Origin of the sequence: Bacillus sp. FSL W7-1354 (genome assembly GCF_038002405.1) — a bacterium.
Lineage (GTDB): Bacteria > Bacillota > Bacilli > Bacillales > Bacillaceae > Bacillus > Bacillus paralicheniformis.
This window is the reverse complement of record NZ_JBBOCL010000001.1, coordinates 3906486-3931103: the sequence shown is the minus strand read 5'-3', so window position 1 is coordinate 3931103 and position 24618 is coordinate 3906486. Positions and strand designations below refer to the sequence as shown.

Here is a 24618-nt window from a genome sequence, read left to right as displayed (position 1 = left end):
AACGGTACGCCATAAGAACAGGGCCGGCTGTATCGGCGTGCGTACCATAAAAGCCTGCAACGACTCGTCTCCCTTATTGCACTACCCAATATATGAGCGTGTCTCAGACAATATGCAGACTAGCATGACAACCTTTCAAAATCATTTTTCTCCTCCGTACTAATCGCCGCTGCCTGTTCATAAACGTGTTACTATATATGTACGAGATCATTGTAAAGGGGCTTAAATCATAAGCATGTTTATCAGAACAGAAAATTTTCAGACGTTTATCAGGCTCTACCCGGTCACATCAGCCATACTGGCCCTGCAGTTTGCCATCTGGATTCTTTTTTTACTTCCGTTGACGGCCGTACAGATGTGGTCTGATTTATTGATTGGATTTAACTGGGGGATAGCGAATGGAGAATGGTGGAGGTTTGTGACACCGATCTTTATTCACGCCGGGTTCGGCCATCTGCTCTTTAATTCGATGTCGATCTTTTTATTTGCCCCCGGGCTGGAACGAATGCTCGGGAAACTCAAGTTTCTCATCGTTTATATTGGGACAGGAGTGATCGGCAATATCGGCACGTATTTCATCGAACCGCTGGAGTATATGCATGTCGGTGCTTCAGGAGCGATATTCGGATTGTTCGGTGTGTACCTGTACATCGTGCTGTTTAGAAAAGAGCTGATGGGAAGCGCCAATTCCCAAATCATCGTCACCATCCTCGCCATTTCGGTTTTGATGACGTTTGTCAACCAAAATATCAATATCATGGCGCACATCTTCGGACTGCTGGGCGGACTCGCTCTGGCTCCTCCGTTGTTAAATAAAAGAGTGAACGGCTTTTAACCGTTCACTCTTTTTTCATAAGAATACCATGCAAAAATATCGTCCGAATCTTTCTCCTCGACATCAGCCACCGAAAACTTCTCCATTAAAGCAGATGATTTTGTTGATGTATGGATCGAAACAAGCTGTCTTCTGCGCTGGAAATACGAGCGGCTGACTTCGAACACCTGCATGCGCCTGCGCTGAATGACAGCGGTTGTTCTGCCGATGAAGCGCGATGACATGATGATTTTGCTGCCGCTGATCTTCCAGCCGGCATCGCGGTATGATAAGTAGCCGATGATCCAGTAAAAAGGAATCAATACAGCGGACAAATAGCCCCACGGCGGAAACAGAATAGAAAGCGGAACGACGGCGAGAACCGGCCAGGATGCGCGCAGGATATAACGGCGCAGTGCGCGTTTCGGCAAGCGGTTCAAATCGTCTTCCGGCGCATAATCCGGAATGAGTTCTCCGAGGTGCTGTTTGATCATTTTTTTGCTGATAATCGGAAATAGGACGGCTGATTTATCTTCTTCCAAAACGTTTCCGCCTGCGCTGACGATTGTGACGGCTGCAAGTCCAAAAGGCTGCCTGATCAGACTCTCCTTGATTTTAATCGCTTGAATCCGCTGCAGCGGAATCGTGATTTGATGCTTTTCAATCAGCCCTCTGGAAATGACGATTTCTTTCTCTTTACGCACGACTGTAAAATTCGCGTATTTCAAAAGCATCCCGACAATGCTGAGAAGCCATGCAATGAAAAGGGCAACAAAAGCAGCTAAGGCGATGACAGTCGCTCCAGCGCTATTCAAAAAAGCAAAACGGTCATACAGCCAGTCCAAATCAAAGAAGTCGTCGACTTGAGTGAAAAAAGCGAATACCCCTGAAATAATGACGCCGATCCCGCTTGATGTTGACGCTGCAGTTAAAAGCTCCTGCCCGGTCATTTTGTACATCATTTGCGGTTCTTCCGCTGTTTCCTCCGCCTCTGCAGCAGTCTCTTCCTGCGGATCCGTGACATCGGCTCCAGTGCTTTCCGCCGCTTTTTTCCTTTCGAAAAGCGCTTGCTGAATACGTTCGGCTTCTGCCTGGGTAATGGCGACCAAGGAAACTTCCGCTTCCGTTCCTCCGCTTGCCGTTTCGACTTGAAGCTTCACCAGCTTGAATATTTGCTGAATGAGGCCTGCGCTCGTGTTGATCGTTTGAATCCGTTCGATCGGAATATACCTTTTTTTCTTATTAATCAGGCCTTCCTCTATTCGCAATTCATCCTCTTCGATACGGTATGTAAATTTGCTCCACTTGATGATGCTCGTCACGACCAAAGCAATGAAAAACAGCACGGCCGCGGCGATCGCCAGCATTTTGACTGTGTGCGACTGATTTAAAAAAAGCACTACGCCAAATGGAATGATAAAGTTTTTAACGGTCTCAACAAGGCCTTTGATAAAGTTGAGAATGACGGCGGCGGGGTGCATGCGTCTCGGTTCAGACATCATCTTCAGTCACCCTTGCCAGCCTGGAAATGGAGTCCCTGAGCTGATCCGCCTCTTCAACATCCAGAGCGGGAATGGAATGGGTCGTCGCGGCTGTTGAAATTTGCACGGAGGCGAGATTATATTTTCTGAGGATGGGGCCCTGCGATGTATCAACATGCTGGACTCTGACCATCGGAACGATCACGCGGGTCACCACAAAGATGCCGTGCTGAATATCGATTTCGTTCTCATGGACTTCGTAGCGCCATATTCTGTGGCGGATATTCGGAATAATAATAATGATGACAAATGAAATCACCAGCCAAACGGCCGCTGACAAAATGCCGATCCATACCGGCCATTTAAATATCAACCCTGCGGCAACAAGGCCTGCTGCAGCCAGCATTAAAACGAATGATGTGATACAAGCTGTAATTCTCCAGACTTTTACGCCATCGCGGCTTATTTGATTTTTCGGCTCGCTTCTCAAAACTCGATTCCCCCAATCTAGTTCTATTTACGGTCTTAGGCTGAAAATGTTTCGGATAAAGACTTTCGTTTTTAAAAAAAGGCGAATCCGTAAAAAAGGATCCGCCTTTTGATTATGAATTATATGATTTTTTTTGGCGTCTGTCATTCGAAGAACGCTTTTTATCATAAGATGAACGATTGTTCTTTCCTCTGTAGCCGCCGCCGTCTCTGCGTTTTGATGAACGGGGGTGGTGACTTTTATTTCGCTTCGTTCTGAGCGGAGCCTCTTCCGTCAAACGGACAGGCGTGTTGTCCGGCTCTTTGGTCATCATTTTAATGGCAGCCGCAACAACTGTCACAGAATCATGGTCTTCCAATAATTCCGCTGCAGCTGTCATATAGAAGTTCAGGTTATTTTCCTCGATGATCGTCCGGAGACGGTCAACCGTCACCTGCTGCTGTCCTTCAATCGCCTCATCTAGAGTCGGTGCTTTCATGCGGTCCATTTTGCGTTTTGTCGTCTGCTCGATGGCGCGGAGCATGTCTTTTTCGCGCGGTGTAATGAAGGTCATCGCCATTCCTGTTTTGCCTGCGCGTCCCGTTCTTCCGATGCGGTGAACATAGCTTTCAGGATCTTGCGGCACATCGAAGTTGTAGACGTGCGTTACCCCTGAAATATCAAGGCCACGCGCCGCAACGTCTGTCGCAACGAGCACTTCAATTGCGCCTTGCTTAAATTTCCGGAGTGCCACCATTCGCTTCGCCTGAGTCAAATCGCCGTGGATTCCTTCAGCTGTATAACCGCGCAGATTAAGCGCTTCTGTTAGTTCATCGACGCGGCGCTTTGTCCGGCCGAATACAATCGCCAGTTCAGGAGACTGGATGTCAAGAAGACGTGTCAGCGTATCAAACTTTTTGCGTTCATGTACTTCAAGGTAGAACTGCTGAATGTTTGATACTGTCATTTCCTTCGCTTTCACTTTCACGTGCTCCGGGTTGGTCATGAAACGTTCTGCAATCCGTTTAATCGGAGCAGGCATTGTTGCAGAAAACAGCAATGTTTGATGCTCAGCGGGCACATTGGAAAGGATGGATTCGATATCTTCGATGAATCCCATGTTCAGCATTTCATCCGCTTCATCAAGCACAACGGTGTTCACTGTTTGAAGACGCATTGTGCGGCGGTTGATATGGTCAAGTAAACGGCCAGGTGTTCCGACGATAATATGAGGATTTTTCTTAAGCGCGCGAATCTGGCGTCCGATATCCTGTCCACCGTAAATCGGCAGCACGCGAGCGCGTTTATCCTGTCCAATTTTATATAGCTCTTCAGAAACTTGAATGGCTAATTCACGAGTAGGTGCGATAACAATGGCTTGAATGTTAGGAGACTCGGGGTTGATTTTCTCAACAAGGGGGATGCCAAATGCAGCCGTTTTTCCTGTTCCCGTTTGCGCTTGTCCGATCACATCTTTATTTGCAAGGCCGAGCGGAATCGTTTGTGCCTGAATCGGTGTTGCCTCTTCAAATCCCATACGCTTGATCGCTTTTGTGAGATCAGAACTTAATTGAAAATCTTGAAACGTTATTGTCAATGTATTCAAACTCCTTCTGCTTACTGTTTCAGTAATCGTGTTTTATCAATAAAAACTGCCCTTTGTGCAAAGGACAGGTCCATACTTATGCAAAGCCCGAATTACTTTACATGTTATATTACCATTCCGTTATACGTTTTTCAACAAGATGAAAATGAGCAGTGTGCTCTCTCGCCGGTTCGGCAGCCATCTATAGACCTCTGGGACAACCGTCCGCGAAACGTCAAGCCCGCCTGTTGACGTCTTTTACACATTGTAACACAGGCTTGTGCGGCTTTCGACAGCATACACTCATTTTTCTCTGCCCGCATCCCCGATTATTTTTTGCAGATTGCCGTTCAATTATTTATTTTTTTATGGATTCAATCGGCGTTTTTTTGAGAAACGCCTCAACGGTTTGAAAGAGGACAGCGGAGTTTTCTTCAAGGCAGACATGGTGCTTGGATTCCGGCAAGAGGCACAGCTCTTTCTCTTCGGAAGGTATGGTTTCATAAAGATAATACGCGCTTGACAGCGGCACGATTGAATCGCATTCCCCCTGAACAATGAGCACAGGGATGCGGAGGTTTTTCAAAGCAGGCTTTGTCATCTTAACGAGCTTGCGAAACTGAAATGCTGAAGACACCGGGGTGCTTGTCAGCTTTTGTTTGTACCTTTTGTAAAGCAGATTATCCTCAAGCTTGCCTTGCAAAGAATCTTTGATCACATTCTTCAAATCCTGGATCAGCTGTCCCGGGCTGATGTACTGGGCAGCCGCGCTCAACAGGACAAGGCGGCTGACCGGATATTTTCCGGCTAAATAGGCGGCAATCATCCCGCCCATTGAAAATCCGATTAAAAATACCGTATCACACGTTTTCAACAAACGGACAAGCTCCACTTCTGCGCAAGCGATCCATTCCTGAAAACAGACGCCTTTTAAAACCGGCATCTCCCCGTGCCCGGGCAGCGTGATCATTTCGACTCGCCAATCGGCCGTTTGTTTTAAATGAGAAGCCAGCGGTTCCAATTCATACGGTGCTCCGGTAAATCCGTGAATGCATAAACATCCTATCATGACCATTCACCCGTTTTCTTTTACTGATGATCACATAAAAAACGACTTTATGATTCAATGTTCCCTTACAAATCTTTTATAACATCCTCAAGACGCATGCCTCTGGACGCTTTGACAAGGATCAGATCCCCTGTATTCGCTTTTTCTTTCAATATCTTTTTCAAACCGTCTTTGTTTTCCGGGTTGAAATGAAGGACGCGGTGTTCGGGAAAATGTTTAAGCGCCCCTTTTGCAATATATGCACCGAGATCCCCGTACGTAAATAAAAAGTCGATTGAGTCCGGATTGACTGCCTGCCCGATGTCTTCATGAAACGCTTTCTCTCCTTCGCCGAGCTCCAGCATATCGCCGAGAACGAGCATTTTCTTGCCGTATCCCTTCATCTGGTCGACAAGCTCGATCGCAGCTTTCATCGATGTCGGACTTGCATTATAGGCGTCATTAATGATCGCAACGCCGGCCCGTGTCTTTACAAGCTCAAGCCGCATACCGGTCACTTTCAGTTTCGTCAGCCCTTCTGCAATATGAGTCCTGCTGACATTCAGAAGGTCTCCGGCCGCAATCGCAGCTAAAGCGTTTTTCACATTATGCTTTCCGAGCACCGGGATGAAGAACCGGTTTTCGATCCCTCTGACGCGGAATGCCGTGCCCTCTTCCGTCTGCGTCATATCCTCAAGCTGATAGTCGAAAGCCGGATCCTCTCCAAACGTCTTTGTCTCGTAAGGCGGCTGGTTCAGCCTTTCGGCGAGCAGCGGTTCATCTCCGATATAAATGAGTGTGCCCTCTTTTGAAAGCCCATTGACAATTTCGAGCTTTGCCTCTGCAATTCCTTCTCTTGATCCGAGTTCAAGGAGGTGCGATTCGCCGATGTTTGTGATGACGGCGATATCAGGACGCGCCAGACGTGTCAGAAAATCAATTTCCCCTTTGGCGCTCATCCCCATCTCCAAAATGGCGATTTCCGTATCTTCCGGCATCGCCAGAATCGTCAGGGGCAGGCCGATGTGGTTATTATAGTTTCCTTCTGTCTTATGCACTTTATACTCGGTGCCCAACACAGCATGAATCATGTCTTTTGTCGTCGTTTTCCCATTTGAACCGGTCACGCCGACGATTTTCACGTCCAGCTGATGCCTGTATGCCTTCGCAAGCTTCTGCAGCGCTTCCAGCGTATCGTCAACTAAAATGACCGGCTTCCCTTCCGGAGGATTCGGTTCGCTCCGGTTCCACAGCACGGCTGCGACGCCTTCCTGAAAAGCCTGCTCTGCAAAAACGTGACCATTGAACCGCTCGCCTGCAAGCGGAATAAACAGTTGGTCTTTCGCCAGTTTTCTCGAATCGGTTGAGACGCCTTTGACGAGACGCCCTTCAAAAGCTTCATTCGTCAAAACGCCTTCCGACATTTCAGCAATTTCTTTTACCGTTCTCGTTATCATGTATGTCCCTCTCTTTCTCCAGCAAGGAAAAGAGACACTACCACAAATAAGGATAGTGTCTGCAGCTGTATATAAGGGCGAACCGCTTTCCCCCGGATTCGGTCCGCTCCGTCCCGTTAAAATGTATGTTTGATCTGCTGTTTTTCTTCGTGCCGATCGATTGCCAAAGCGACAAGTTTTTCAATCAGTTCAGCATACTCAACCCCTGATTGCTTCCAGAGAAGCGGGAACATGCTGAACGGTGTGAATCCCGGCATCGTATTGACTTCATTGATCAGGACCCTGCCTTCGTTTGTAAGGAAAAAGTCCGCTCTCACAAGGCCTGAGCCGTCAATCGCCTGAAACGCTTTGACCGCCATGCTGCGCATTGTTTCGTATTCGTCCTCTGTCAGGGAAGCCGGAATAATCAAATCAGTGTCGCCGTCTTCATATTTTGCTTTATAGTCATAAAAATCTTTCTTCGGAGCGATTTCCCCCGCGACTGAGCAGACAGGTTCATCATTCCCCAGAACGCCGAGTTCTATTTCGCGGCCGATGACGCCCTCTTCAACGACAATTTTCCGGTCATATTGAAATGCAAGCCCAAAGGCTTGGTCAAGCTCTTCACGGTTTCTGCATTTGCTGATCCCGACGCTTGATCCAAGGTTAGCCGGTTTTACGAAGCACGGATAACCAAGCTCAGCTTCCACTTGATCATAGCTTTCTTCTTTGGAGTGACTCCATGTTTTTTTCACAAATGAAACGTATTTCGCCTGGTCAAGCCCTGCCTGTGCAAACAGATGCTTCATGACCACTTTATCCATGCCCGCAGAGGAAGCTAAGACTCCGTTGCCCACATATGGCACATTCAATAGTTCAAGCATGCCTTGAATGGTGCCGTCTTCCCCATTCGGTCCGTGCAAAAGCGGGAAAACAACATCAATCGAGTCTTCTTTTACATCAGCTTCGCCCGGAAACATATCGCGGTTCAGCAATGCCGGAGAAAATGTCTGGCCCGTCTGTTCAAACTGAAGCATTTTCACATTTGAAACCGGTTCTGTCAGTTGCGGCCCTCTCACCCACTCGCCTTTTTCTGTTATATAAATCGGGTGTATATCAAATTTTTCAGTATCTAATGCTTTCGTGACGGCCAGCGCGGTTTGCAGAGAAACGTTATGCTCCGCTGATTTTCCGCCGTATACCAATCCTAATCTTGTCTTCAATTCGTACTCCCCCCACTGGATTCATCTTTACTATCTTATCACTTTCCCGGGAAAATGATCTAATTATTTTAATACGGTCTAAAAACAGCATATAAAAAGCATTTGTATGTAAATCCTTTTCATTTTATATTAAAATGGCATTGAAAAGGAGAGGTTGCAATTGAAAAAAATCACAACAGAAGCACAATTTAATGAACTGATCCAATCCGATAAAGAAATCATCGTCAAATTTTATGCTGACTGGTGCCCGGACTGCACACGCATGAACATGTTCATTGGAGACATTCTTGAGGCTTATCAGGAAAATGACTGGTATGAGCTGAATAAAGACGATCTTCCTGAACTTGCCGATAAGTATCAGGTCATGGGCATTCCAAGCCTGTTGATTTTCAAAAACGGCGAAAAAACGGGTCACCTTCACAGCGCAAATGCCAAAACACCTGAAGAAGTGAACGAGTTCCTGGCTGAACATATTAGCTAATTCGTTTAAAGTTCTGATTTTTTGTCTGAACCGCAGGACATGGGAGCGCCCATGTCCTTTTTATACAAGACGGGACAGCAGCAATATTTGTTTCATAAAAGTGAGCTTTCATTAATAATTCGACACGAGTATTTCCCGGGAAACGAAAATGTCGAAATTTCGCAAAAAGTTCTTGATTCGTTTTTTATATTCAGGTAGAATGTTTTTTGTTCCTATTTTGCAATTATTTTTTCTAGTTGTGAAGCCCTTGTCGGCTTCTTTTTTTATATACGTTTTTGGATAATAATTCATATTTTTCAATTTCTTTCAATATTATTTTAAGGATGTCTCTTTACATTTGGTGATACTATTTAGTATAATATCCTTTATTGATAATGATTATCAATATCACTAATGGTTGACGAGGTGATCACATGGCCCCTCAATTAAAGAAAGCGGTGGAAATGAGAAAGAAACAACTCATTCAGCGGCTTATCCAGCTTGGCATATATAAAAAAGAAGAGCGCCACCTTTACGAATTGTCTTTAAGCGAACTCGAAAGCGAATACCAATCCAACAAGAAAGGCGGATAATCATGTCAAAACGGAAGATTAAAACCTTTCATCAGCTTGTCGAAGAATATAAGAAAGAAATCGCCAAGAACCCGAAAGAAATGGAAGTCATTTATGACAAGATCGACCGCAGACACGAGAACCGCCTTTTGGCAATGTCTAAAGCAAAACAAACTTAAAAAAGAAGCCGCTCATTTTGAACGGCTTCTTTTTTACTATTCACTGAATGCAATACCAGCAAGCTTGCCGATTGTCGCATCATCCATCGGCGGATTGTGGAGGCCCGCCCGGACATCGCGATAGAATCTTTGGAGCGGGTTCGTTCTCGCCAGACTCTTCGCTCCGACGACTCTCATCGCCCTGTCTACGACAGCAATGGCCGTATTCGTTACTGTATGTTTAACCGCTCCAAGCTCACCTGTTAAAAAGGCGCGGCGCTCCGGGTCATCATAAAGCTCTGCGACATGATACATAAAGTGGCGGGCTTTCATGAGTTCCAAATCGATTTCGCCGATATGACGCTGAACAGCAGGCACTTCTTTAATCGGACCTTTCAAACTGTTCGGCTGATAGTCTTTTGCAAATTGGACGGCATAATCTCTCGCTGCTTGCGCGATACCTAGATAAACAGCCGGTATATGAAGCAGCCAGCCGTTGACTTTATCCGTTCTTTTACCCGCCAACAGCTCGACAAGCATGGATTCGTCGAGACGGACATCGGTCAGCACCAAATCGTGGCTTCCCGTACCCCTCATCGCCGCCATATCCCACGTTTCTTCTATTGCCAAGCCTTCCGCATCTTTATGGATCAAGAAAACGCCAATCGTTTGCTTCTCTTCAATCCAAGCGGTGACAAGAAAGTAGTCGAGAACCGGAGACATCGTTGTAAATGTTTTACGTCCGTTTACAATCCATCCGCCATTCTTTTTAACCGCATGGGTTCCGGGGCGTCCTCCTCTTGTCGGGCTTCCCGTCTGCGCTTCACTTGCAGCTCTGTTGATCAGCGCGCCCTTTAATGCTTCATGTGAAATCGATGAAAACACATGCCGGTCCCAGCTGTTTCCTTCCGCCAGTTCTCCCATCACGCTCAAGTGCCAGCCGATGCTGAGAGCTGTCGGTCCGTCTCCTTTGGCAAGCCGTTCCTGAAACAAAAGCATATCGTAGAGTGAAATGCCTTCTCCCCCGTATTCTTTTCCGACCGTCAGCGCTGTGTAGCCTGAATCCCGCAGCTTTTGAATATGTTCTGCGGGAAATTGGGCATGTTCGTCATAATACGCTGCTGTTTTCTCAAATTCATCCGCCAGTTTCCCGATTTTACCGAGCCATTCCTGCTGCCTTTCCGTTTTCACAAATATTGAACACACACCGGCATCCTCCTGACCAAATTCCGATAGATTTAATAAGTATTATAGTTCGTTCACGGCTTGTTGTGCAAATGATACCCTTGGCAAAACAAAAAAGCGCACCTTCAGCGAGGTGCGCTTTTGACTAAACGGCTTGACCGCCGCGACGGTCAACCTTCATACCGAGATAAATCAGCATGTAGGTTAAGTAGCCCATCGTGATCGTGAGACCGCCGAAGAAGAAATCGGAAAAAAGCGGTTCTTCATATGCGGCGATTCCGGCCAGCACGACCCAGCTTCCATAAAGATACGCCATAAAGAAGCGGACGCCGTTTTTCAATTTATATAGCAGAAACAAACCTGCGAGCGAAAAGAGCCCGAGCGCAAGTCTAAAATAGACAAGATGATCGAAATTAAAGGCAAAAGAAACAAATGAAAATGACAACAGCAATACAATCGGCAATGCCGTAATAAATTTTTTCATGGATGTCTCATCCCCCATTCCCTTATCCTAAAATTATAATTTAGAATAGGAAATTCACACGGTAATTACGACATATTTCACAAAAATGTCATTCCTTTTGTCACACTTTAGACAAAATATTTTATACTTTCATATCGCGTTTACAAAAGGCCCACCACGCCGTTCCGAGAAAAAACACGAGATGGAGAAAGACGATGACGAGTGAAAACAAAGGCGTCATCCCGCTAAAAAGCGGCTTGGCCTCACCGGCGTATTGCGTTAAATCAGTATTAGCGAACAACAAAAATTTACCGAGCGGTTTTTCCAAATAAGACATGATCGTCACAAGCATTTTGGCGCCGTACAGCACGACGATCGACACCATGATGCTGAGCGCGCTGCTTTTAAACAATGCAGAGCATAAAAACGCAAAGGAAACCATCATCCATACTTCAAACCACTGCGTACCGATCATTGTCACCGTATTGATAAAGAGCGGCTCCGCTTTTTCGTCGAGCTTCACGCCGAAAAAGAGCAGACCGAACAATAAAGAAAATCCGTAGTAAATGATAAAGAGCCAAATGCTTGCGAGCACGCTCGTCACGTATTTTGAAACAAGAATTTTTTCTCTTCTGACAGGGCGGATCAGCAAAAATTTGATCGTCTTTTTATCATATTCAAAAGATATAATTGAAGCCGCCACCACAATCGAAAGCCCCTGCAAGAGGATATTCAGGTTTGGGGTGAATGAAAAATAGCCGATGAAATGATCCTCTGTCCCGGCGCTCATCAGGATTCTTTTCGTTATGAGCGCGAGGAGAAATTGAAAGACTGCGATCAGCGCCAGCGATACAAATGTTACTTTTCGCTTCAGCAATTTAACATGCTCGTTTTGAATCAGTTTAAACATCAGTATTCCTCTCTTCCGTTCCATTCGTCCGCGCCATATATTCATCCTCAAGAGACTGCTTAAACGGAGCGATCGAATAGACGTCAATCTCATTGGCGACAAGCTGTTGATTTAAAGCAGGAATTTGCGCTTTCGCGACCTTTACGGCGAGCAAACCTTTTTCGGCGCGGGCTTCGTATCCCTGGTCTTTCAGCCACTGAAGCGCTTTGTCATAGGGCTGTACCTCCAGCATCGCCTTTTCCTGCTTTTCATCTGCATCATTGAGGACGACGGTTGATTTGATTTTCCCTTGTTGAAGAATGACGACCCGATCGCACAAATCTTCCACTTCCTTCAGCAAGTGGGTCGCAAACAGGATCGCCGTTCCTTCTTCTTCGGCAAGCTCACGCAGATGCTCGCGGAAATCTTTCATTCCCGCCGGGTCCAATCCGTTCGTCGGCTCGTCCAAAATCAGCAGCTTCGGACGGTGAAGAATCGCCTGGGCAATACCGAGGCGCTGTTTCATCCCGAGCGAGTATGTTTTGACCTTGTCTTCTGCGGCATCTTCTAGCCCGACCCTGCTGATCACTTCCGCCAGTCTATCCCGACCGATTCCAGCGTGCATATTTGCGTAGTGTTTCAGGTTTTCATAGCCTGTCAGATACGGATAAAATTCAGGATTTTCAACGATGGCTCCGACCGATCGGATCGCTTTTTCAAATTGGCGGTCAATCGGAAAGCCGTTTATGACAATTGATCCGCTCTTCATTTTAATTAACCCGGTGATCAATTTAATGAGGGTCGTTTTTCCTGATCCGTTCGGACCAAGCAGGCCGATGATCTCCCCTTCATTCGCCGTTAAGCGGATATCCTTCAATATCGTTTTGCCGTCTATGATTTTATCAACATTTTCTATATGTAAAACAGGCTGCTTTGTCATAGCCCCCTCCTCTTTCCCAAAAAAATAAACAGTGCCGAAAAGGCACTGTTTGATTATATCATTTTTGAGTTACACGGACACTTCACTATGAGGGGCTTCGATTTTGCCGTGTTTCTTTTCCGTCTCGGTGACGATGACAGCGCATGCTGCATCGCCTGTTGTATTGACAGCCGTACGAATCATGTCCAGAAGTCTGTCAATTCCCAATATTAGCGCAATTCCCTCAACTGGAAGGCCAACTGTTTGAAGAACCATGGCGAGCATAATCAGTCCGACACCCGGTACACCCGCTGTTCCAATGCTGGCAAGCACTGCGGTGAGAACAACCATCAACAGCTGTGTGAGTGACAGGTCATTGCCGTACACCTGAGCGATAAAGACCGTCGCTACCCCTTGCATAATCGCCGTGCCATCCATGTTGATCGTAGCTCCAAGCGGCTGAACAAAGCTTGAGATCGGCTCTGGCACTTTCAGCTTTCTTTGAGCGACATCCATCGAAACCGGAAGCGTCGCGTTGCTGCTTGACGTACTGAAGGCAACAAGCATAACCTCTGAAAAATCTTTAAAGAATGTGAGCGGGTTCCGCTTTGCCAAAAACGCAATCGCTGCGCCGTATGTGACGATGGTGTGTATGAAAAGCGCCAGAATGACGACGATCATATAAAGCCCCATTGCTTTAATGGCGTCCCAGCCTTGGCTTCCGATCGCCCCGGCAATCAAGCCGAATGTACCGTACGGCGCGAACTTCATCACGAGATTGACGAGATACATCATGAGATCGTTACCTTGTTCAACCACTTTGAGAAGAGCGTCCGCTTTTTTGCCGAGCATCGTAATTCCGAGACCGACCAAAATGGAGAAAGCAATGATTTGCAGCATATTTCCTTCAGCCATTGCCTGAACCGGGTTTGTCGGAATGATATTCAAAAGCGTTTCGGCAATGCTCGGCGCCTTCTCAGCTGAATATTCCGCTGCGCTTGTATCATACGTTCCGATGGTTCCCGGTTTGATGACCAACGCTAAAATAAGTCCGATAATAATGGCAATTGCAGTTGTAACTAAAAAGAAAGAAATCGTTTTGGCACCGATCCTGCCAAGTTTCTTTGGATCTCCAAGTCCTGCTACCCCTAAAGTGAGAGAAAAGAAAACAATCGGTACAACGAGCATTTTAATTAAGTTGAGGAAGATCGTGCCGAGCGGCCCGAATAAAAATGTATTAAGCTTGCTAAATAAATCCGGCGAAGTGACGTTCAGTATAATACCGACGACTGCACCGAGTAATAGAGCGATAATAATTTTTGTTGCTAACTTCATATAACATGTCTCCCCTTTCCAAAAAAAGCCCATGAGAGATCTCCCATGGGCTTTTACCATTAAAATTGGTTCCACATGACTCTCTTCACGTTGATGAGGTTAGCTGACGGGTTCGGACGAAGAGATGTCCGTCTTTCAGTTCGCACGGGAACAGAAAAATTCACCCCAAATGATCGGGTCCCCCACTCCTACTAAAGGATTAAACGTGTGGCGCTATTTCGTTATATAACAGTTATACCTGAAAATTCGAAATATGTAAACCAAATTTTCTGATTTACATATATGCTATTTTCCGGTGCCCGCTGTTCGGCTTTTCTCTTGACTTGTGACATCAAGGATATCAAGCAGGAAAACAAATATCGGAATACCGATAATTAAACCCCAAATCCCTATGAAATGTTCAGAAAAAATCAGCACGATAAACGTGAAGAAAATCGGCAGCTCCGTCTTGGCGGACATTAGTTTCGGATTGAGGAAATAGGCCTCTATCGCATGGACGATCATGATGACCAATACCAGTGATACGATATAAGCGATTCCGCCGATACTGTAGGCGATAATGCTTAACGGAATAAGGGAGAGCACAACGCCTGCGACCGGAACCAGCCCGAGGAAAAACACCATGACGGCAAGGCCGAATAGCTGAGGAAAACCCATAATCGCGAGGGCAATGGTCGTCAATGCGCAATTGATGGAGGCGATAATAAACTGAGCCTCAAGCACCTTTCCGAACGTTCTCGTGAATTTTTTACCAAAGTAAGCAATTTCCTCGTAGAAAATGGCTATTTTGCTCGTCTTAAATTTATCCATTAAGCTCAAGACCTTGTCTTTTTCGATCAATAAGAACATGCTGAGAACCAATGACATAACCACCTGCAGGCCAAACGCGCTAATATCTGTGATATATGTATAGATAAAGTTAAGACCTTTTTCCAAATAGGATGTCAAATTGATATCGCCGAACATACCGGTGATCATATCGAGAAAAGGAATGCTGTCAGGGTGAGAAGCAATATACTTTCCTTGTTTGATCAGCTGCTGAATCTGGGTGACGATCACGGGGTAATAGACCACACCGCCGATCGAAAGCGCGATGGCAAGAGCCGCATACAAACAGGAAATAATCAGTCTCTGGCTGACTTTAATAAAGCGGTTTAAAAAACCGCGGATCACATTTTCCAGACGGTTCATCAAAAACGTAAAGATAAATGTGAGCAATATGAGATTCATCATGCTGCGGAACAGATATAAAACTCCCGCCAATACAACAAAAACTGAAAAACGCCTGACCCCAGGATGCTGAAAAAATTTAATCAACGCTGCCATTCGGTACACTCCCACCAGTACTTTAGTCCTTAACTTTTAGCATTCAAACTTTTATAATTACAATTTGATGCATCATCTGTAAATTATATAACAAAACAGACCGGAAATCTCTTCAGAAGATCAATAATTAATAATATTTTAATATGAGCGCTCGTGCGGCAGCGGCAGGCATCTTCCATAAAAAAGGAGGGGCTGATGTTCAGCCCCTCCAGATTATTGACAAAATCCTTTCAGCGTGACCCTCAACCCTTGCAGTCTAGGAAGGCCGAGCATTGGGGCGGAGCGAATGTTGCAATTCGTGAGCACCGACGCGCAGGCCTGACAACGAATGCGAGGGTTTGTCGACACGCTGAGAGGGACTGTTTGTCAGCCCCTCTCTTCACTGTACATTAACCGCTTCTTCTTTGACGTCCGCCTTTTTCACCGTTTTCTTGATAGAACTCCTTGTCATGGTTTCGGCTTGTGGCTTCTCCGCCTTTTTGACCGATCTCCTGGTAGAATTCTTTGTCATGGTTTTTGCTTGTGGCTTCTCCGCCCTTTTCACCGATTTCCTGGTAGAATTCTTTATCATGGTTTCGGCTTGTGGCTTCTCCGCCTTTTTCACCGATTTCCTGGTAGAATTCTTTGTCATGATTACGGCTTGTGGCTTCCCCGCCTTTTTCGCCGATTTCCTGGTAGAATTCTTTGTCATGATTTTTGCTTGTTGCTTCTCCGCCTTTTTGACCGATCTCTTGGTAGAATTCTTTATCATGGTTTTGGCTTGTTTTTTCTCCGCCTTTTCTGCCTGCTTCTTCCCTGCTCATTTTGTTGTTGTCATTATTGTTTGCCATTTTCGATTCCTCCTTTTGAAGTGTTATGGTTTTTACATTCCACATTTCAAAAAGAGTAAACACAAATAGCACATTCACGAAAGAGTCCGGGAATCATGCAATCATCCGCTGCCTTTTACCGTCCATTCCGGTACCGGAGCCGGCGTATTGTTCTGCAGCGTCTTAGATATCTCGGCAGGCTCTTCAAACAGGGTAATGTTGATGGATTCGAACGTACCTTTCTGATTCGTTCTTTCATATATTGCATCATGATGATCGGCCATAAAGTTCAAATAATCGCGCTTTGATTTCCAAAGCACGAGGACAAGGGCTTCCGGCCCGTTTTCTGTTTCCATCCATCCGCCCCACTGTCTGATGAATCCGCTGACGTTTTGCAGCGGAGCCCATTTGGCCTGCGCCTCGCTGAATGCATGAAGCTGTTGTCCGGCTGGTTTGCACCGTATCAGCTTCAGCACATTCCCTTCCGCGAACGGGACGGTTTCCGCATTAGTTTTTTCTATACAAAGGTTAACCGACCTTACATCAGCGCGCGTCCGGTGAATGACGCCTTTCGGAATCAGCAGGGAATCGTTCGCTTTCAGGACTTCTGTGGGACGGTCCTGAAAGTCGATCAACAGCTCTCCTTCCAAAACAATAAACAGCTCATCTGAGCCGGGATGGAAATGCCATACGTATTCGCCCTCCAAAACAGCAATTCGCATACAATGGTCGTTCACTTCCGAAACGGAAAAATTGGCATGCTTTTCTGTGACTTCCTTTGTCAATTCAAGAAGACTCGTTTTGCGATCCATCAGCTTCACTCCTCTTTCATTTGATTTTCTCCCGAACTTATTTTACCATTTGACTTTTGAGCGTTCGCCTTTTAAAGTGTTGGATATTGGTGAAAAAACGGTTTGAACCTATAGAAGAGGTGTACATCATGCAAAATCAAAACGGAAAAGCTTCAGGGCTTTTGCCGCTGTTTTTATTTGTTTGTTTATTCGTTGGATCAGGCTTGATCACAGGCGATTTTTACAGCCTGCCAATCGTGGCCGCGGCGCTTGCGGCATCGGTTGTCTCACTGGCGATGAACAGTAAGGAGAAGCTCAGCCAAAAGACGGAGTGGTTTGCGAAAGGCGCCGGACACCCCGATATTATGATCATGGTGATGATCTTTATTTTGGCCGGCGCGTTTTCATCAGCCGCAAAGGCGATGGGGGCCGTCGAATCAACCGTTAATCTTGCGCTTTCGTTTGTACCGGGGCAGTTTATGGTTGCCGGTTTATTTATCATCGCTGCGTTTATCTCTGTGTCGATGGGCACGTCAACCGGAACGATTGCTGCGCTCGCTCCGATCTCAGCAGGGATCAGCGCCGAAATCGGCGTTCCGGCGGCCTATTCGGTTGCTGCGGTTGTGGGGGGCGCGATGTTCGGTGATAACTTATCATTTATTTCCGATACGACCATTGCCGCTGTCCGCACACAAAAGACGAAAATGTCGGACAAGTTTAAAACGAATTTCCTGATCGTCCTGCCTGCCGCGGTTGCCACGGTCATCCTGCTGATGGTGTTTTCAGCCGGAGGGCATCCTGCCGCACAAGCCGGGACTTACAGCTGGGTGAAGGTGCTGCCGTATCTCGGGGTTCTGATATTCGCCCTTCTCGGATTTAATGTTATGGCCGTTATTTTCGGCGGCATCGTGTTAGCCGGAGTAATCGGTATTTCCGACGGCAGCCTGACGCTTCATACGTATTTAACCGCGATCACCGAAGGCATCGGCGGGATGTCCGAACTAATCATTTTATCGCTTCTGATTGGCGGAATGGCGGAAATGATGAAGCGAAACGGCGGGATCGCATTTCTCCTTCAATTTGTATCGCGGAGAATCCGTTCAAAAAAAGGAGCGGAAGCGGGCATTGCCGGCCTTGTCAGTGCGGCAAACCTGGCGACGGCCAACAATACGATTGCCATTATTACAGCGGGGCCGCTGGCAAAAGATTTATCCGACCGGTACGGAATCGACAATAGGAAATCGGCGAGCATCCTCGATATCTTTTCCTGTGTGGTACAAGGATTGATTCCTTACGGCGCGCAAATGCTGTCAGCTGCACAAATCGCGAAAATATCGCCTGTCAGCATTCTTCCTTATTCTTTTTATCCGATTTTGATCGGCGTCTGCGGCATATGCGCGATTATCTTCAGACTGCCTCGCTTTACGGAAAAAGCGTAACTCCATGAAAAAGGCTGCCGTTATCGAAACGGCAGCCTTTTTATCACTCTGTATCTGCGGCGTCCAGCTCCGCAAGCCTTTCCATGATCCTCCGCTTTTTATACATCATCATCCCTGTTTCGGCAACGCCGTTCACCATTGAACGGTTTGAGATTGCGCCAAAGAGGATGCCTGCGACGGGCACCATTTGAAACAGCTTTTTCCATCCGAAAGAATCGCGGTATGTATAAACAACCTCCCGCCAGCCTTGAATTTGCGAAATCATATTTTCCCGTGAGCCTGACTGTAGATGGTATCGGCTGAGTTCCTGAATGATCGCCCTTTTCCCGACAATATCAGCAGCGCTGAGCTGCAGGCATTTAATAATGAACATCCGCTCCGTTTTTTCTTTAGGATCGTAGCCGTAAGACACCGCGATGTCCTGTAATGTCTTCAATGAAAGGCCGAGGATCGCGGGAATATCGACGGCAAGCGTGAATAAGCCGCCGACACCTGTTGTCGCTCCTTGGACAGCCGCGGTATTCGCCCTGTTTTTTCCGAGGTTTTCACACATTTGATCCATCACTTCCAAAGGAGCCCTTTGAATATCTTCGACCGTTTCGATCGTTTCATCCGGCAGCTTTTTTTGAAACTGGCGGATCAGATGTTTTTCGGACGTCAAATATTGGCCGCCGTTTTGAATAAAGCCGCCGATTTCGTCGAGCAAGAGACCGATTTTATCTTGAATGAATGCCGGTGTAAGCTTGTCCAGAACCTTGAACGGCAGCCGCCCGATCCTTTCCCAAAACCACGCTTTCTGCTGCTCTTTTTCCCATTTTTCAATTTTTTTCAGTTCGTTTTCCAAATCTGTTTTATCGTTGCGCACAGAAGGTTCGCCCTCTCAATCGTGTTTTTTTATAGTATACAATGATTCACTTTATGAATCCGTGTTTTTTGATCGGCAGCCGGAGGGTAAACCTTTATGTAAAAGGAGGAATGATCAAATGCCATGGTCAATGGAAGACTATCCCGCTTCATTGAAGCATTTGGACAAACCGGTAAAAAAGAAAGCCATTGAAATTGCGAATGCAATGGTAGACGAAGGATACGACGAAAGCCGGGCGATTCCGATCGCGACGAGTCAGGCGAAGGAATGGGCGGATAACAGGAGCAAAAGCGAACTCAAATCCTATGCGGAGGAAGCTGATGAAACGGTACGCGGTGACAGCGGTTCGAGCAGCAGGCCGGAGCTTGCGGAAAAGTGCGAGCATGTCATTAAACACGAAAAAGGCTGGGCAGTCAAAGCCGAAGACGCCAAGCGGGCCAGCGAAGTAAAGGATACAAAAGCAGAAGCCGTCGAACGGGCGAAAGAAATCGCCGAAAACAAAGGCACTGCCGTCATCGTCCATAAAAAAGACGGCAGTGTGGAGCGGAAGATCAGGATGAATTAACGGGGCGCTCCGTTTTTGGAGCGTCTTACTTTTTTCCCCGCCAACTCCAATACAGCATCAGCTGCTTTTTGATAGCCGCCGGCATCGCGGAGCGAGCGGCCGATTTTGGCGGCTCCGTCTTTATAGGAGCGGTTTTCAAGCATATCTTTAATCGTTTTTTGTAAAACAGCCGGAGAAAGTTCATTTTTATCAAGCTTGATCCCGGCCCCTGTCCGTTCCACCTGAGCTGCGACGAAAAACTGGTCAGCACCCATCGGAATGACGATGAGCGGCGTATCAAAATACAGGCCTTCATTTGTACTGTTCATGCCGCCGTGGGTGACAAATACATCGGCTTTTTTCAAAACCTCCAATTGCGGGATATACGGCCTCACGATAAAATGATCCGGTATGGTGCCGAGATCCGCGGGGTCCGTTGATTTCCCAACAGCCATAACCACCTTGCCGTCAAAGTCTTTCAACGCTTCGATACACATATGATACAGCTCTTTTTGCTGATTAAAGATCGTGCCCATCGAGATCACGATGACGGTTTCCCCCTCCAGCTCAGCGAACGGGAAGCTGCCTGGATCCTGTCTGCTCGTAATCGACGGCCCGACAAACAAATAGTCATTTCCAAATCGCTCGGCATGAGGCTGAAACTCCCTGGAGGTAAAGACAATCGTAATGTCCCCCGGACAGGAGAATACGTCAAACGGCTTGTCGAGACTGACGGGGTACCGCTCACTTAATTCGCCAAGGGATTGCTTCAATTTTTCAAAATACGGCGAGCTTTCAAGGTCGCCTTGCAGCGTAAACGTTTTTGCGAACGTCTCGTCAATTGCAAATGTCGTACATAACGAAACGCTCGGCAGCCCAAGCATTTCAGCAATGATTTTCCCCGCCAAAAAGTGATGGTCATATATCACATAATCATAAGACTCGTCCCTGACTTCCTGGTAGATGAGCTGAACGATCTCATCGACTTTACCTGACATATTGTATACCAACTCGGCAAAGTCCATCTTTTCTCTTTCTTTTTCGGGTGATAAAGCCTCTCTGAAATCCGGGTATAAACGGACTTCCGCCCCTGTTTTTTTAATTTTTTCAGCGTATTCCTCAACTGCATAATAGACGATGCTTTCTCCTCGTCTTTGCAGCTCCTTTGTGACGCCAAGAGAGGGATTGATGTGCCCCTCTCCCGGGAAATTGATCATCAGTACATGTCCCATCACAGCTCTTCCTTTCTCATACGAAAATTTATATAAGGAAATTTACTACAAAAAGACAAATGAAGTAAAGAAATTTAATTAAGTTAATAATACATAAACATAACTATATGACCATTTGTCTGTTTCTGCATATCTTTCCTTTAAATTTTTTTGCCATGCAAATGAGCGTATATTATTAGAGAAAACAGGCTCTTTATTACTTGACAGCCCCAATCAGAAGACGATTTTCCTTTTTTTAAAAGCAAATTAAAACACGGCCGATCGAGGCACAATACATCATAAGAAACAACCTACGGAGGTTTTGCCATGGATACGAAAGCAACCAGGATCGAAAAGGATTTTCTAGGCGAAAAAGAAGTTCCGGCTGACGCCTATTACGGCGTACAAACCATGAGGGCCGTGGAGAACTTTCCGATTACAGGCTACCGGATTGATGAAGAGCTGATTAAAGCTTTGGCAATGGTCAAAAAAGCGGCGGCTCTCGCCAATATGGATATTAAACGTTTATATAAAGAGCTCGGCGAAGTCATTGTAAAAGCGGCCGGCGAAATAGCGGAAGGGCTCTGGCACGATCATTTTATTGTCGACCCCATTCAAGGCGGCGCCGGCACTTCAATGAATATGAATACAAATGAAGTTATCGCAAACAGAGGTTTGGAGCTTTTAGGAAAAGAAAAAGGTGATTACTTCCATTTAAGCCCGAACACACATGTCAATATGGCCCAATCAACGAATGATGTGTTTCCGACAGCCATTCATCTGGCCACATTGAATCACTTAAGACAGCTTATATCGACGATGGAACATATGCTGGATGCCTTCCGCCAAAAAGCGGAGGAGTTCGATTCCGTTATCAAAATGGGCCGCACTCATCTTCAGGATGCCGTTCCGATCAGGCTCGGTCAGGAATTCGAAGCCTATTCCCGGGTCATCGAACGCGATATTCAGCGGATCAAGCAGTCTCAGCATCATCTCTATGAAGTCAATATGGGAGCAACCGCAGTCGGCACAGGTTTAAACGCTGATCCGAGATATATTCAAAGCGTTGTCGAACACCTATCAGATATCAGCGGCTATCAGCTGAAAGGCGCTGACCATCTTGTCGATGCCACACAAAACACGGATGCCTACACAGAAGTATCGGCTGCATTGAAAGTCGGCATGATGAACATGTCCAAAATCGCCAACGATTTGCGTTTAATGGCGTCAGGCCCGAGGGCAGGGCTTGCCGAGATCCGGCTGCCCCCCCGCCAGCCCGGCTCCTCCATCATGCCCGGCAAGGTGAATCCGGTGATGCCTGAACTGATGAACCAGATCGCATTTCAGGTGATCGGCAACGATCATACCATCTGCCTTGCATCAGAGGCGGGGCAGCTTGAGTTAAACGTGATGGAGCCCGTACTCGTCTTTAATTTGCTGCAGTCGATTAAAATCATGAACAACGGATTTCGCGTATTTACCGATTACTGCATCACCGGGATTGAAGCGAATGAGATCAGGCTGAAAGAATTCGTCGAAAAAAGCGTAGGAACGATTACGGCCGTCAATCCGCACCTCGGCTATGAAGCTGCCGCACGAATTGCAAAAGAAGCGATCGCCACAGGACAATCCGTGCGCGAGCTGTGTTTGCTCCATGATGTTTTGACAGAGGAAGAATTGGATCTCATTTTGGATCCGTATGAAATGACGCATCCGGGCATCGCAGGCGCTTCGCTTCTCGAGGAATAGCCAGCCGTCTTTCTCAATATGCTTTCAAGCGTTTATAGACGCCCGAGACGGGCTAAACATGTAATATAAATCAATTGAAAGAGGTGGAAAGACAATGTTAGGATTTCTCGTTTCTTTAATCGTAGCGATTGTCATCGGTTTAATAGGAGGCGCAATCGGAGGCCACGGTGCACCAGGAGGTATTATCGGCTCCATGGTTGTCGGCTTTATCGGAGCCTGGATCGGCCACGGGCTGCTTGGAACGTGGGGGCCTGATATTGCGGGATTCGCCATCTTTCCAGCGATAATCGGAGCCGCAATTCTCGTCTTCATTTTAAACCTAATCTTCCACGGGAGAATGGGTTCTCAGGCATAATATCCGGCCAGCATCGCCCAAAAGCGGTGCTGGTTTTTTGTTTGGGCGAAACCGTTCGCGCATATACTATAACATCTTATGGTTGACAATTGATCATCGCGGGCATATGATGATGATATAATTTTTGCACTAAGGAAACTTTTATGTACAAGGAAAAACAACTGAGAATCTAGGTGAATCAAATGGTCAGTCACGATTTGTCCAAACACTCGCAAATATCAAAAGAAGCTCAAGATGCACTGGACGGAAAAAGCAAAGGCTTCAAAAGGCTGCTCCCTTTTTTGGGTCCGGCGTTTATCGCGGCTATAGCTTATATTGATCCCGGCAATTTCGCCACAAATATCGCGGCTGGTTCGAAATACGGCTACTTGCTTTTATGGGTGATTCTTTTTTCAAATATTATGGCTTTGCTGATTCAGTCGCTGTCTGCCAAGCTCGGAATTGCAACGGGTAAAAATCTGCCCGAAGTCGCCAGGGAAGAATTCCCTAAACCGGTCTCCATCGGCTTGTGGATTCAGGGAGAGCTTGTCGTGATCGCGACCGACTTGGCTGAATTTATCGGAGCTGCTCTCGGTCTCTACTTGCTGTTCGGCATACCGATGCTTGAAGCCTCGATTATTGCAGCCGCCGGATCTTTCGCGATTTTGGAACTGCAAAGGCGCGGCGTCAGGCCGCTAGAAGCGGCGATAACAGGAATGCTGTTCATCGTCGTGATCGCTTTTGCCTTTCAAACCTTTTTTGCAAAACCTGATATCGGTTCGGTTTTGGAGGGCATGTTTGTTCCCCGCTTCGATGGTGCAGACAGCATCCTGCTGGCGGCGGGAATCTTGGGAGCGACCGTGATGCCGCATGCCATCTATCTCCATTCCGCTCTCACCCAGCGGAGAGTGATCGGAAAAACGGAAGCGGAAAAGAAGAAGATATTCCGGTTTGAGTTCATCGACATTTTAATCGCCATGCTGATTGCCGGAGCAATCAATGCGAGCATGCTGATCGTCGCCGCTGCACTGTTTTATAAGAACGGCATTTTTGTCGAAGACCTTGATGTGGCCTTCAGCCACTTCAGCAGCATGGTCAGTCCGCTTTCCGCCGTACTGTTCGGCGTCGGCCTGTTAATCGCTGGTTTATCAAGTTCGTCTGTCGGAACGCTTTCAGGAGATATTATCATGCAGGGCTTCATTAATTTCAGGATTCCGCTTTATTTAAGACGGTTCATTACGATGTTGCCGCCTATCGCTATTATTGCTTCAGGGGTGAATCCGACAACCGCTCTTGTCTTGAGCCAGGTCGTCCTGTCATTCGGGATCGCCTTTGCCCTTATCCCGCTTATCTTATTTACGAGCAATAAACGCATTATGGGGAGCCTGAAAAATGCGAAGTGGATAACAGCCCTCTCTTGGCTGATCGCCGCCTTAATCGTCGCCCTTAATATTTTCTTGATTTATGATACATTTTCTGGTTAAAGCCGACCTTGGTCGGCTTTTTTATATTA

The 24618-nt window shown here is 46.7% G+C and carries 24 protein-coding genes, 2 pseudogenes and 1 riboswitch; of the genes and pseudogenes, 9 read left to right on the top strand and 17 right to left on the bottom strand.

Features of this window, described 5'->3' with window-relative positions; all coding sequences use genetic code 11:
* The first annotated feature begins 235 nt into the window (after positions 1-235).
* Complete coding sequence (locus MKZ04_RS19850; protein WP_145624575.1) at positions 236-835, top strand: rhomboid family intramembrane serine protease; 600 nt, start codon at positions 236-238, stop codon at positions 833-835.
* On the opposite strand, the gene MKZ04_RS19845 is transcribed toward MKZ04_RS19850, so the two are convergent.
* The 6 genes from MKZ04_RS19845 to MKZ04_RS19820 all read right to left on the bottom strand — a co-directional run bounded on the left by MKZ04_RS19845 (position 832) and on the right by MKZ04_RS19820 (position 8056).
* Positions 832-2316, bottom strand: a complete 1485-nt coding sequence (locus MKZ04_RS19845; protein WP_256164234.1) for a PH domain-containing protein — start codon at positions 2314-2316, stop codon at positions 832-834. The genes MKZ04_RS19850 and MKZ04_RS19845 overlap by 4 nt on opposite strands.
* Positions 2306-2785 carry a PH domain-containing protein gene (locus MKZ04_RS19840; RefSeq protein ID WP_035337159.1) on the bottom strand — a complete coding sequence of 160 codons (480 nt, stop codon included), beginning with the start codon at positions 2783-2785 and terminating at the stop codon, positions 2306-2308. Before MKZ04_RS19840 ends, MKZ04_RS19845 begins: the two co-directional genes overlap by 11 nt.
* 112 nt (positions 2786-2897) lie before the next feature.
* A complete protein-coding gene (cshA, locus tag MKZ04_RS19835; RefSeq protein WP_023857870.1) occupies positions 2898-4361 on the bottom strand; it encodes a degradosome RNA helicase CshA in 1464 nt (487 codons plus the stop codon).
* 346 nt (positions 4362-4707) lie between these two features.
* The gene (locus tag MKZ04_RS19830; RefSeq protein ID WP_023857871.1) at positions 4708-5418 is read right to left on the bottom strand and encodes an alpha/beta hydrolase; all 711 of its coding nucleotides are present in this window, start codon (positions 5416-5418) and stop codon (positions 4708-4710) included.
* A 65-nt stretch (positions 5419-5483) separates the two neighbouring features.
* Positions 5484-6854, bottom strand: a complete 1371-nt coding sequence (locus tag MKZ04_RS19825; RefSeq protein WP_043054079.1) for a UDP-N-acetylmuramoyl-tripeptide--D-alanyl-D-alanine ligase — start codon at positions 6852-6854, stop codon at positions 5484-5486.
* A 116-nt stretch (positions 6855-6970) separates the two neighbouring features.
* A complete protein-coding gene (locus MKZ04_RS19820) occupies positions 6971-8056 on the bottom strand; it encodes a D-alanine--D-alanine ligase (protein WP_043054078.1) in 1086 nt (361 codons plus the stop codon).
* 160 nt (positions 8057-8216) lie between these two features.
* On the opposite strand from MKZ04_RS19820, the gene MKZ04_RS19815 reads away from it, so the two are divergent.
* From MKZ04_RS19815 to fbpB, 3 genes are all read left to right on the top strand, one after another.
* Entirely contained in the window at positions 8217-8537 is a 321-nt protein-coding gene (locus MKZ04_RS19815; protein ID WP_003179104.1) for a thioredoxin family protein, read from the top strand.
* 413 nt (positions 8538-8950) lie between these two features.
* Positions 8951-9109: a Fur-regulated basic protein FbpA gene (gene fbpA, locus MKZ04_RS19810; RefSeq protein ID WP_023857875.1), complete on the top strand. Its 159-nt coding sequence runs from the start codon at positions 8951-8953 to the stop codon at positions 9107-9109.
* 2 nt (positions 9110-9111) lie between these two features.
* Complete coding sequence (gene fbpB, locus MKZ04_RS19805) at positions 9112-9267, top strand: Fur-regulated basic protein FbpB (protein WP_023857876.1); 156 nt, start codon at positions 9112-9114, stop codon at positions 9265-9267.
* A 36-nt stretch (positions 9268-9303) separates the two neighbouring features.
* Here fbpB and MKZ04_RS19800 read toward each other — a convergent pair whose 3' ends face one another.
* The 9 genes and pseudogenes from MKZ04_RS19800 to MKZ04_RS19760 form a co-directional block, all read right to left on the bottom strand.
* Entirely contained in the window at positions 9304-10452 is a 1149-nt protein-coding gene (locus MKZ04_RS19800) for an acyl-CoA dehydrogenase family protein (RefSeq protein ID WP_026580583.1), read from the bottom strand.
* A gap of 124 nt (positions 10453-10576) precedes the next feature.
* A complete protein-coding gene (locus tag MKZ04_RS19795) occupies positions 10577-10915 on the bottom strand; it encodes a hypothetical protein (protein ID WP_023857878.1) in 339 nt (112 codons plus the stop codon).
* A 121-nt stretch (positions 10916-11036) separates the two neighbouring features.
* Positions 11037-11804, bottom strand: a complete 768-nt coding sequence (locus tag MKZ04_RS19790; RefSeq protein ID WP_023857879.1) for an ABC transporter permease — start codon at positions 11802-11804, stop codon at positions 11037-11039.
* Complete coding sequence (locus MKZ04_RS19785; protein WP_043054077.1) at positions 11797-12723, bottom strand: ABC transporter ATP-binding protein; 927 nt, start codon at positions 12721-12723, stop codon at positions 11797-11799. Before MKZ04_RS19785 ends, MKZ04_RS19790 begins: the two co-directional genes overlap by 8 nt.
* A gap of 69 nt (positions 12724-12792) precedes the next feature.
* Entirely contained in the window at positions 12793-14037 is a 1245-nt protein-coding gene (locus MKZ04_RS19780) for a dicarboxylate/amino acid:cation symporter (RefSeq protein ID WP_043054076.1), read from the bottom strand.
* A gap of 74 nt (positions 14038-14111) precedes the next feature.
* Positions 14112-14253, bottom strand: a riboswitch (cyclic di-AMP (ydaO/yuaA leader).
* 69 nt (positions 14254-14322) lie between these two features.
* Complete coding sequence (locus MKZ04_RS19775) at positions 14323-15363, bottom strand: AI-2E family transporter (protein WP_043054075.1); 1041 nt, start codon at positions 15361-15363, stop codon at positions 14323-14325.
* Between the two features lie 389 nt (positions 15364-15752).
* Positions 15753-16193 carry a glucose starvation-inducible protein GsiB gene (gene gsiB / locus MKZ04_RS19770; RefSeq protein WP_023857883.1) on the bottom strand — a complete coding sequence of 147 codons (441 nt, stop codon included), beginning with the start codon at positions 16191-16193 and terminating at the stop codon, positions 15753-15755.
* A 101-nt stretch (positions 16194-16294) separates the two neighbouring features.
* Positions 16295-16633: pseudogene (locus MKZ04_RS19765) on the bottom strand (YdbC family protein); the annotation flags it as partial.
* 21 nt (positions 16634-16654) lie between these two features.
* A pseudogene (locus tag MKZ04_RS19760) lies at positions 16655-16984 on the bottom strand (cupin domain-containing protein); the annotation flags it as partial.
* A gap of 128 nt (positions 16985-17112) precedes the next feature.
* On the opposite strand from MKZ04_RS19760, the gene MKZ04_RS19755 reads away from it, so the two are divergent.
* Positions 17113-18402, top strand: a complete 1290-nt coding sequence (locus tag MKZ04_RS19755; protein WP_043054073.1) for a Na+/H+ antiporter NhaC family protein — start codon at positions 17113-17115, stop codon at positions 18400-18402.
* A gap of 43 nt (positions 18403-18445) precedes the next feature.
* On the opposite strand, the gene MKZ04_RS19750 is transcribed toward MKZ04_RS19755, so the two are convergent.
* Complete coding sequence (locus tag MKZ04_RS19750; RefSeq protein ID WP_103750286.1) at positions 18446-19267, bottom strand: EcsC family protein; 822 nt, start codon at positions 19265-19267, stop codon at positions 18446-18448.
* A 118-nt stretch (positions 19268-19385) separates the two neighbouring features.
* On the opposite strand from MKZ04_RS19750, the gene MKZ04_RS19745 reads away from it, so the two are divergent.
* Positions 19386-19832 carry a DUF2188 domain-containing protein gene (locus tag MKZ04_RS19745; protein ID WP_020450238.1) on the top strand — a complete coding sequence of 149 codons (447 nt, stop codon included), beginning with the start codon at positions 19386-19388 and terminating at the stop codon, positions 19830-19832.
* Here MKZ04_RS19745 and MKZ04_RS19740 read toward each other — a convergent pair.
* Positions 19829-21043 (bottom strand): macrolide family glycosyltransferase, encoded by a 1215-nt coding sequence (locus MKZ04_RS19740; RefSeq protein WP_341046824.1) that lies wholly within the window; start codon positions 21041-21043, stop codon positions 19829-19831. The genes MKZ04_RS19745 and MKZ04_RS19740 overlap by 4 nt on opposite strands.
* Before the next feature lie 306 nt (positions 21044-21349).
* Here MKZ04_RS19740 and aspA point away from each other — a divergent pair, with 306 nt between their 5' ends.
* The 3 genes from aspA (at position 21350) to MKZ04_RS19725 (ending at position 24589) form a co-directional block, all read left to right on the top strand.
* Entirely contained in the window at positions 21350-22771 is a 1422-nt protein-coding gene (gene aspA, locus MKZ04_RS19735; RefSeq protein ID WP_080131248.1) for an aspartate ammonia-lyase, read from the top strand.
* Positions 22772-22865: 94 nt separating this feature from the next.
* Positions 22866-23126: a GlsB/YeaQ/YmgE family stress response membrane protein gene (locus MKZ04_RS19730; RefSeq protein WP_341046822.1), complete on the top strand. Its 261-nt coding sequence runs from the start codon at positions 22866-22868 to the stop codon at positions 23124-23126.
* Between the two features lie 182 nt (positions 23127-23308).
* Entirely contained in the window at positions 23309-24589 is a 1281-nt protein-coding gene (locus MKZ04_RS19725) for an Nramp family divalent metal transporter (RefSeq protein WP_080131247.1), read from the top strand.
* The last annotated feature ends 29 nt before the right edge of the window (positions 24590-24618 follow it).

Bases quoted from the DNA above. Each gene is read 5' to 3' on its own strand.
- MKZ04_RS19850 (WP_145624575.1), top strand. From the start codon at position 236: ATGTTTATCAGAACAGAAAATTTTCAGACGTTTATCAGGCTCTACCCG.
- MKZ04_RS19845 (WP_256164234.1), bottom strand. From the start codon at position 2,316: ATGATGTCTGAACCGAGACGCATGCACCCCGCCGCCGTCATTCTCAAC.
- MKZ04_RS19830 (WP_023857871.1), bottom strand. From the start codon at position 5,418: ATGATAGGATGTTTATGCATTCACGGATTTACCGGAGCACCGTATGAA.
- MKZ04_RS19825 (WP_043054079.1), bottom strand. From the start codon at position 6,854: ATGATAACGAGAACGGTAAAAGAAATTGCTGAAATGTCGGAAGGCGTT.
- fbpA (WP_023857875.1), top strand. From the start codon at position 8,951: ATGGCCCCTCAATTAAAGAAAGCGGTGGAAATGAGAAAGAAACAACTC.
- fbpB (WP_023857876.1), top strand. From the start codon at position 9,112: ATGTCAAAACGGAAGATTAAAACCTTTCATCAGCTTGTCGAAGAATAT.
- MKZ04_RS19795 (WP_023857878.1), bottom strand. From the start codon at position 10,915: ATGAAAAAATTTATTACGGCATTGCCGATTGTATTGCTGTTGTCATTT.
- MKZ04_RS19790 (WP_023857879.1), bottom strand. From the start codon at position 11,804: ATGTTTAAACTGATTCAAAACGAGCATGTTAAATTGCTGAAGCGAAAA.
- MKZ04_RS19785 (WP_043054077.1), bottom strand. From the start codon at position 12,723: ATGACAAAGCAGCCTGTTTTACATATAGAAAATGTTGATAAAATCATA.
- MKZ04_RS19780 (WP_043054076.1), bottom strand. From the start codon at position 14,037: ATGAAGTTAGCAACAAAAATTATTATCGCTCTATTACTCGGTGCAGTC.
- MKZ04_RS19775 (WP_043054075.1), bottom strand. From the start codon at position 15,363: ATGGCAGCGTTGATTAAATTTTTTCAGCATCCTGGGGTCAGGCGTTTT.
- gsiB (WP_023857883.1), bottom strand. From the start codon at position 16,193: ATGGCAAACAATAATGACAACAACAAAATGAGCAGGGAAGAAGCAGGC.
- MKZ04_RS19755 (WP_043054073.1), top strand. From the start codon at position 17,113: ATGCAAAATCAAAACGGAAAAGCTTCAGGGCTTTTGCCGCTGTTTTTA.
- MKZ04_RS19745 (WP_020450238.1), top strand. From the start codon at position 19,386: ATGCCATGGTCAATGGAAGACTATCCCGCTTCATTGAAGCATTTGGAC.
- MKZ04_RS19740 (WP_341046824.1), bottom strand. From the start codon at position 21,043: ATGGGACATGTACTGATGATCAATTTCCCGGGAGAGGGGCACATCAAT.
- aspA (WP_080131248.1), top strand. From the start codon at position 21,350: ATGGATACGAAAGCAACCAGGATCGAAAAGGATTTTCTAGGCGAAAAA.
- MKZ04_RS19730 (WP_341046822.1), top strand. From the start codon at position 22,866: ATGTTAGGATTTCTCGTTTCTTTAATCGTAGCGATTGTCATCGGTTTA.
- MKZ04_RS19725 (WP_080131247.1), top strand. From the start codon at position 23,309: ATGGTCAGTCACGATTTGTCCAAACACTCGCAAATATCAAAAGAAGCT.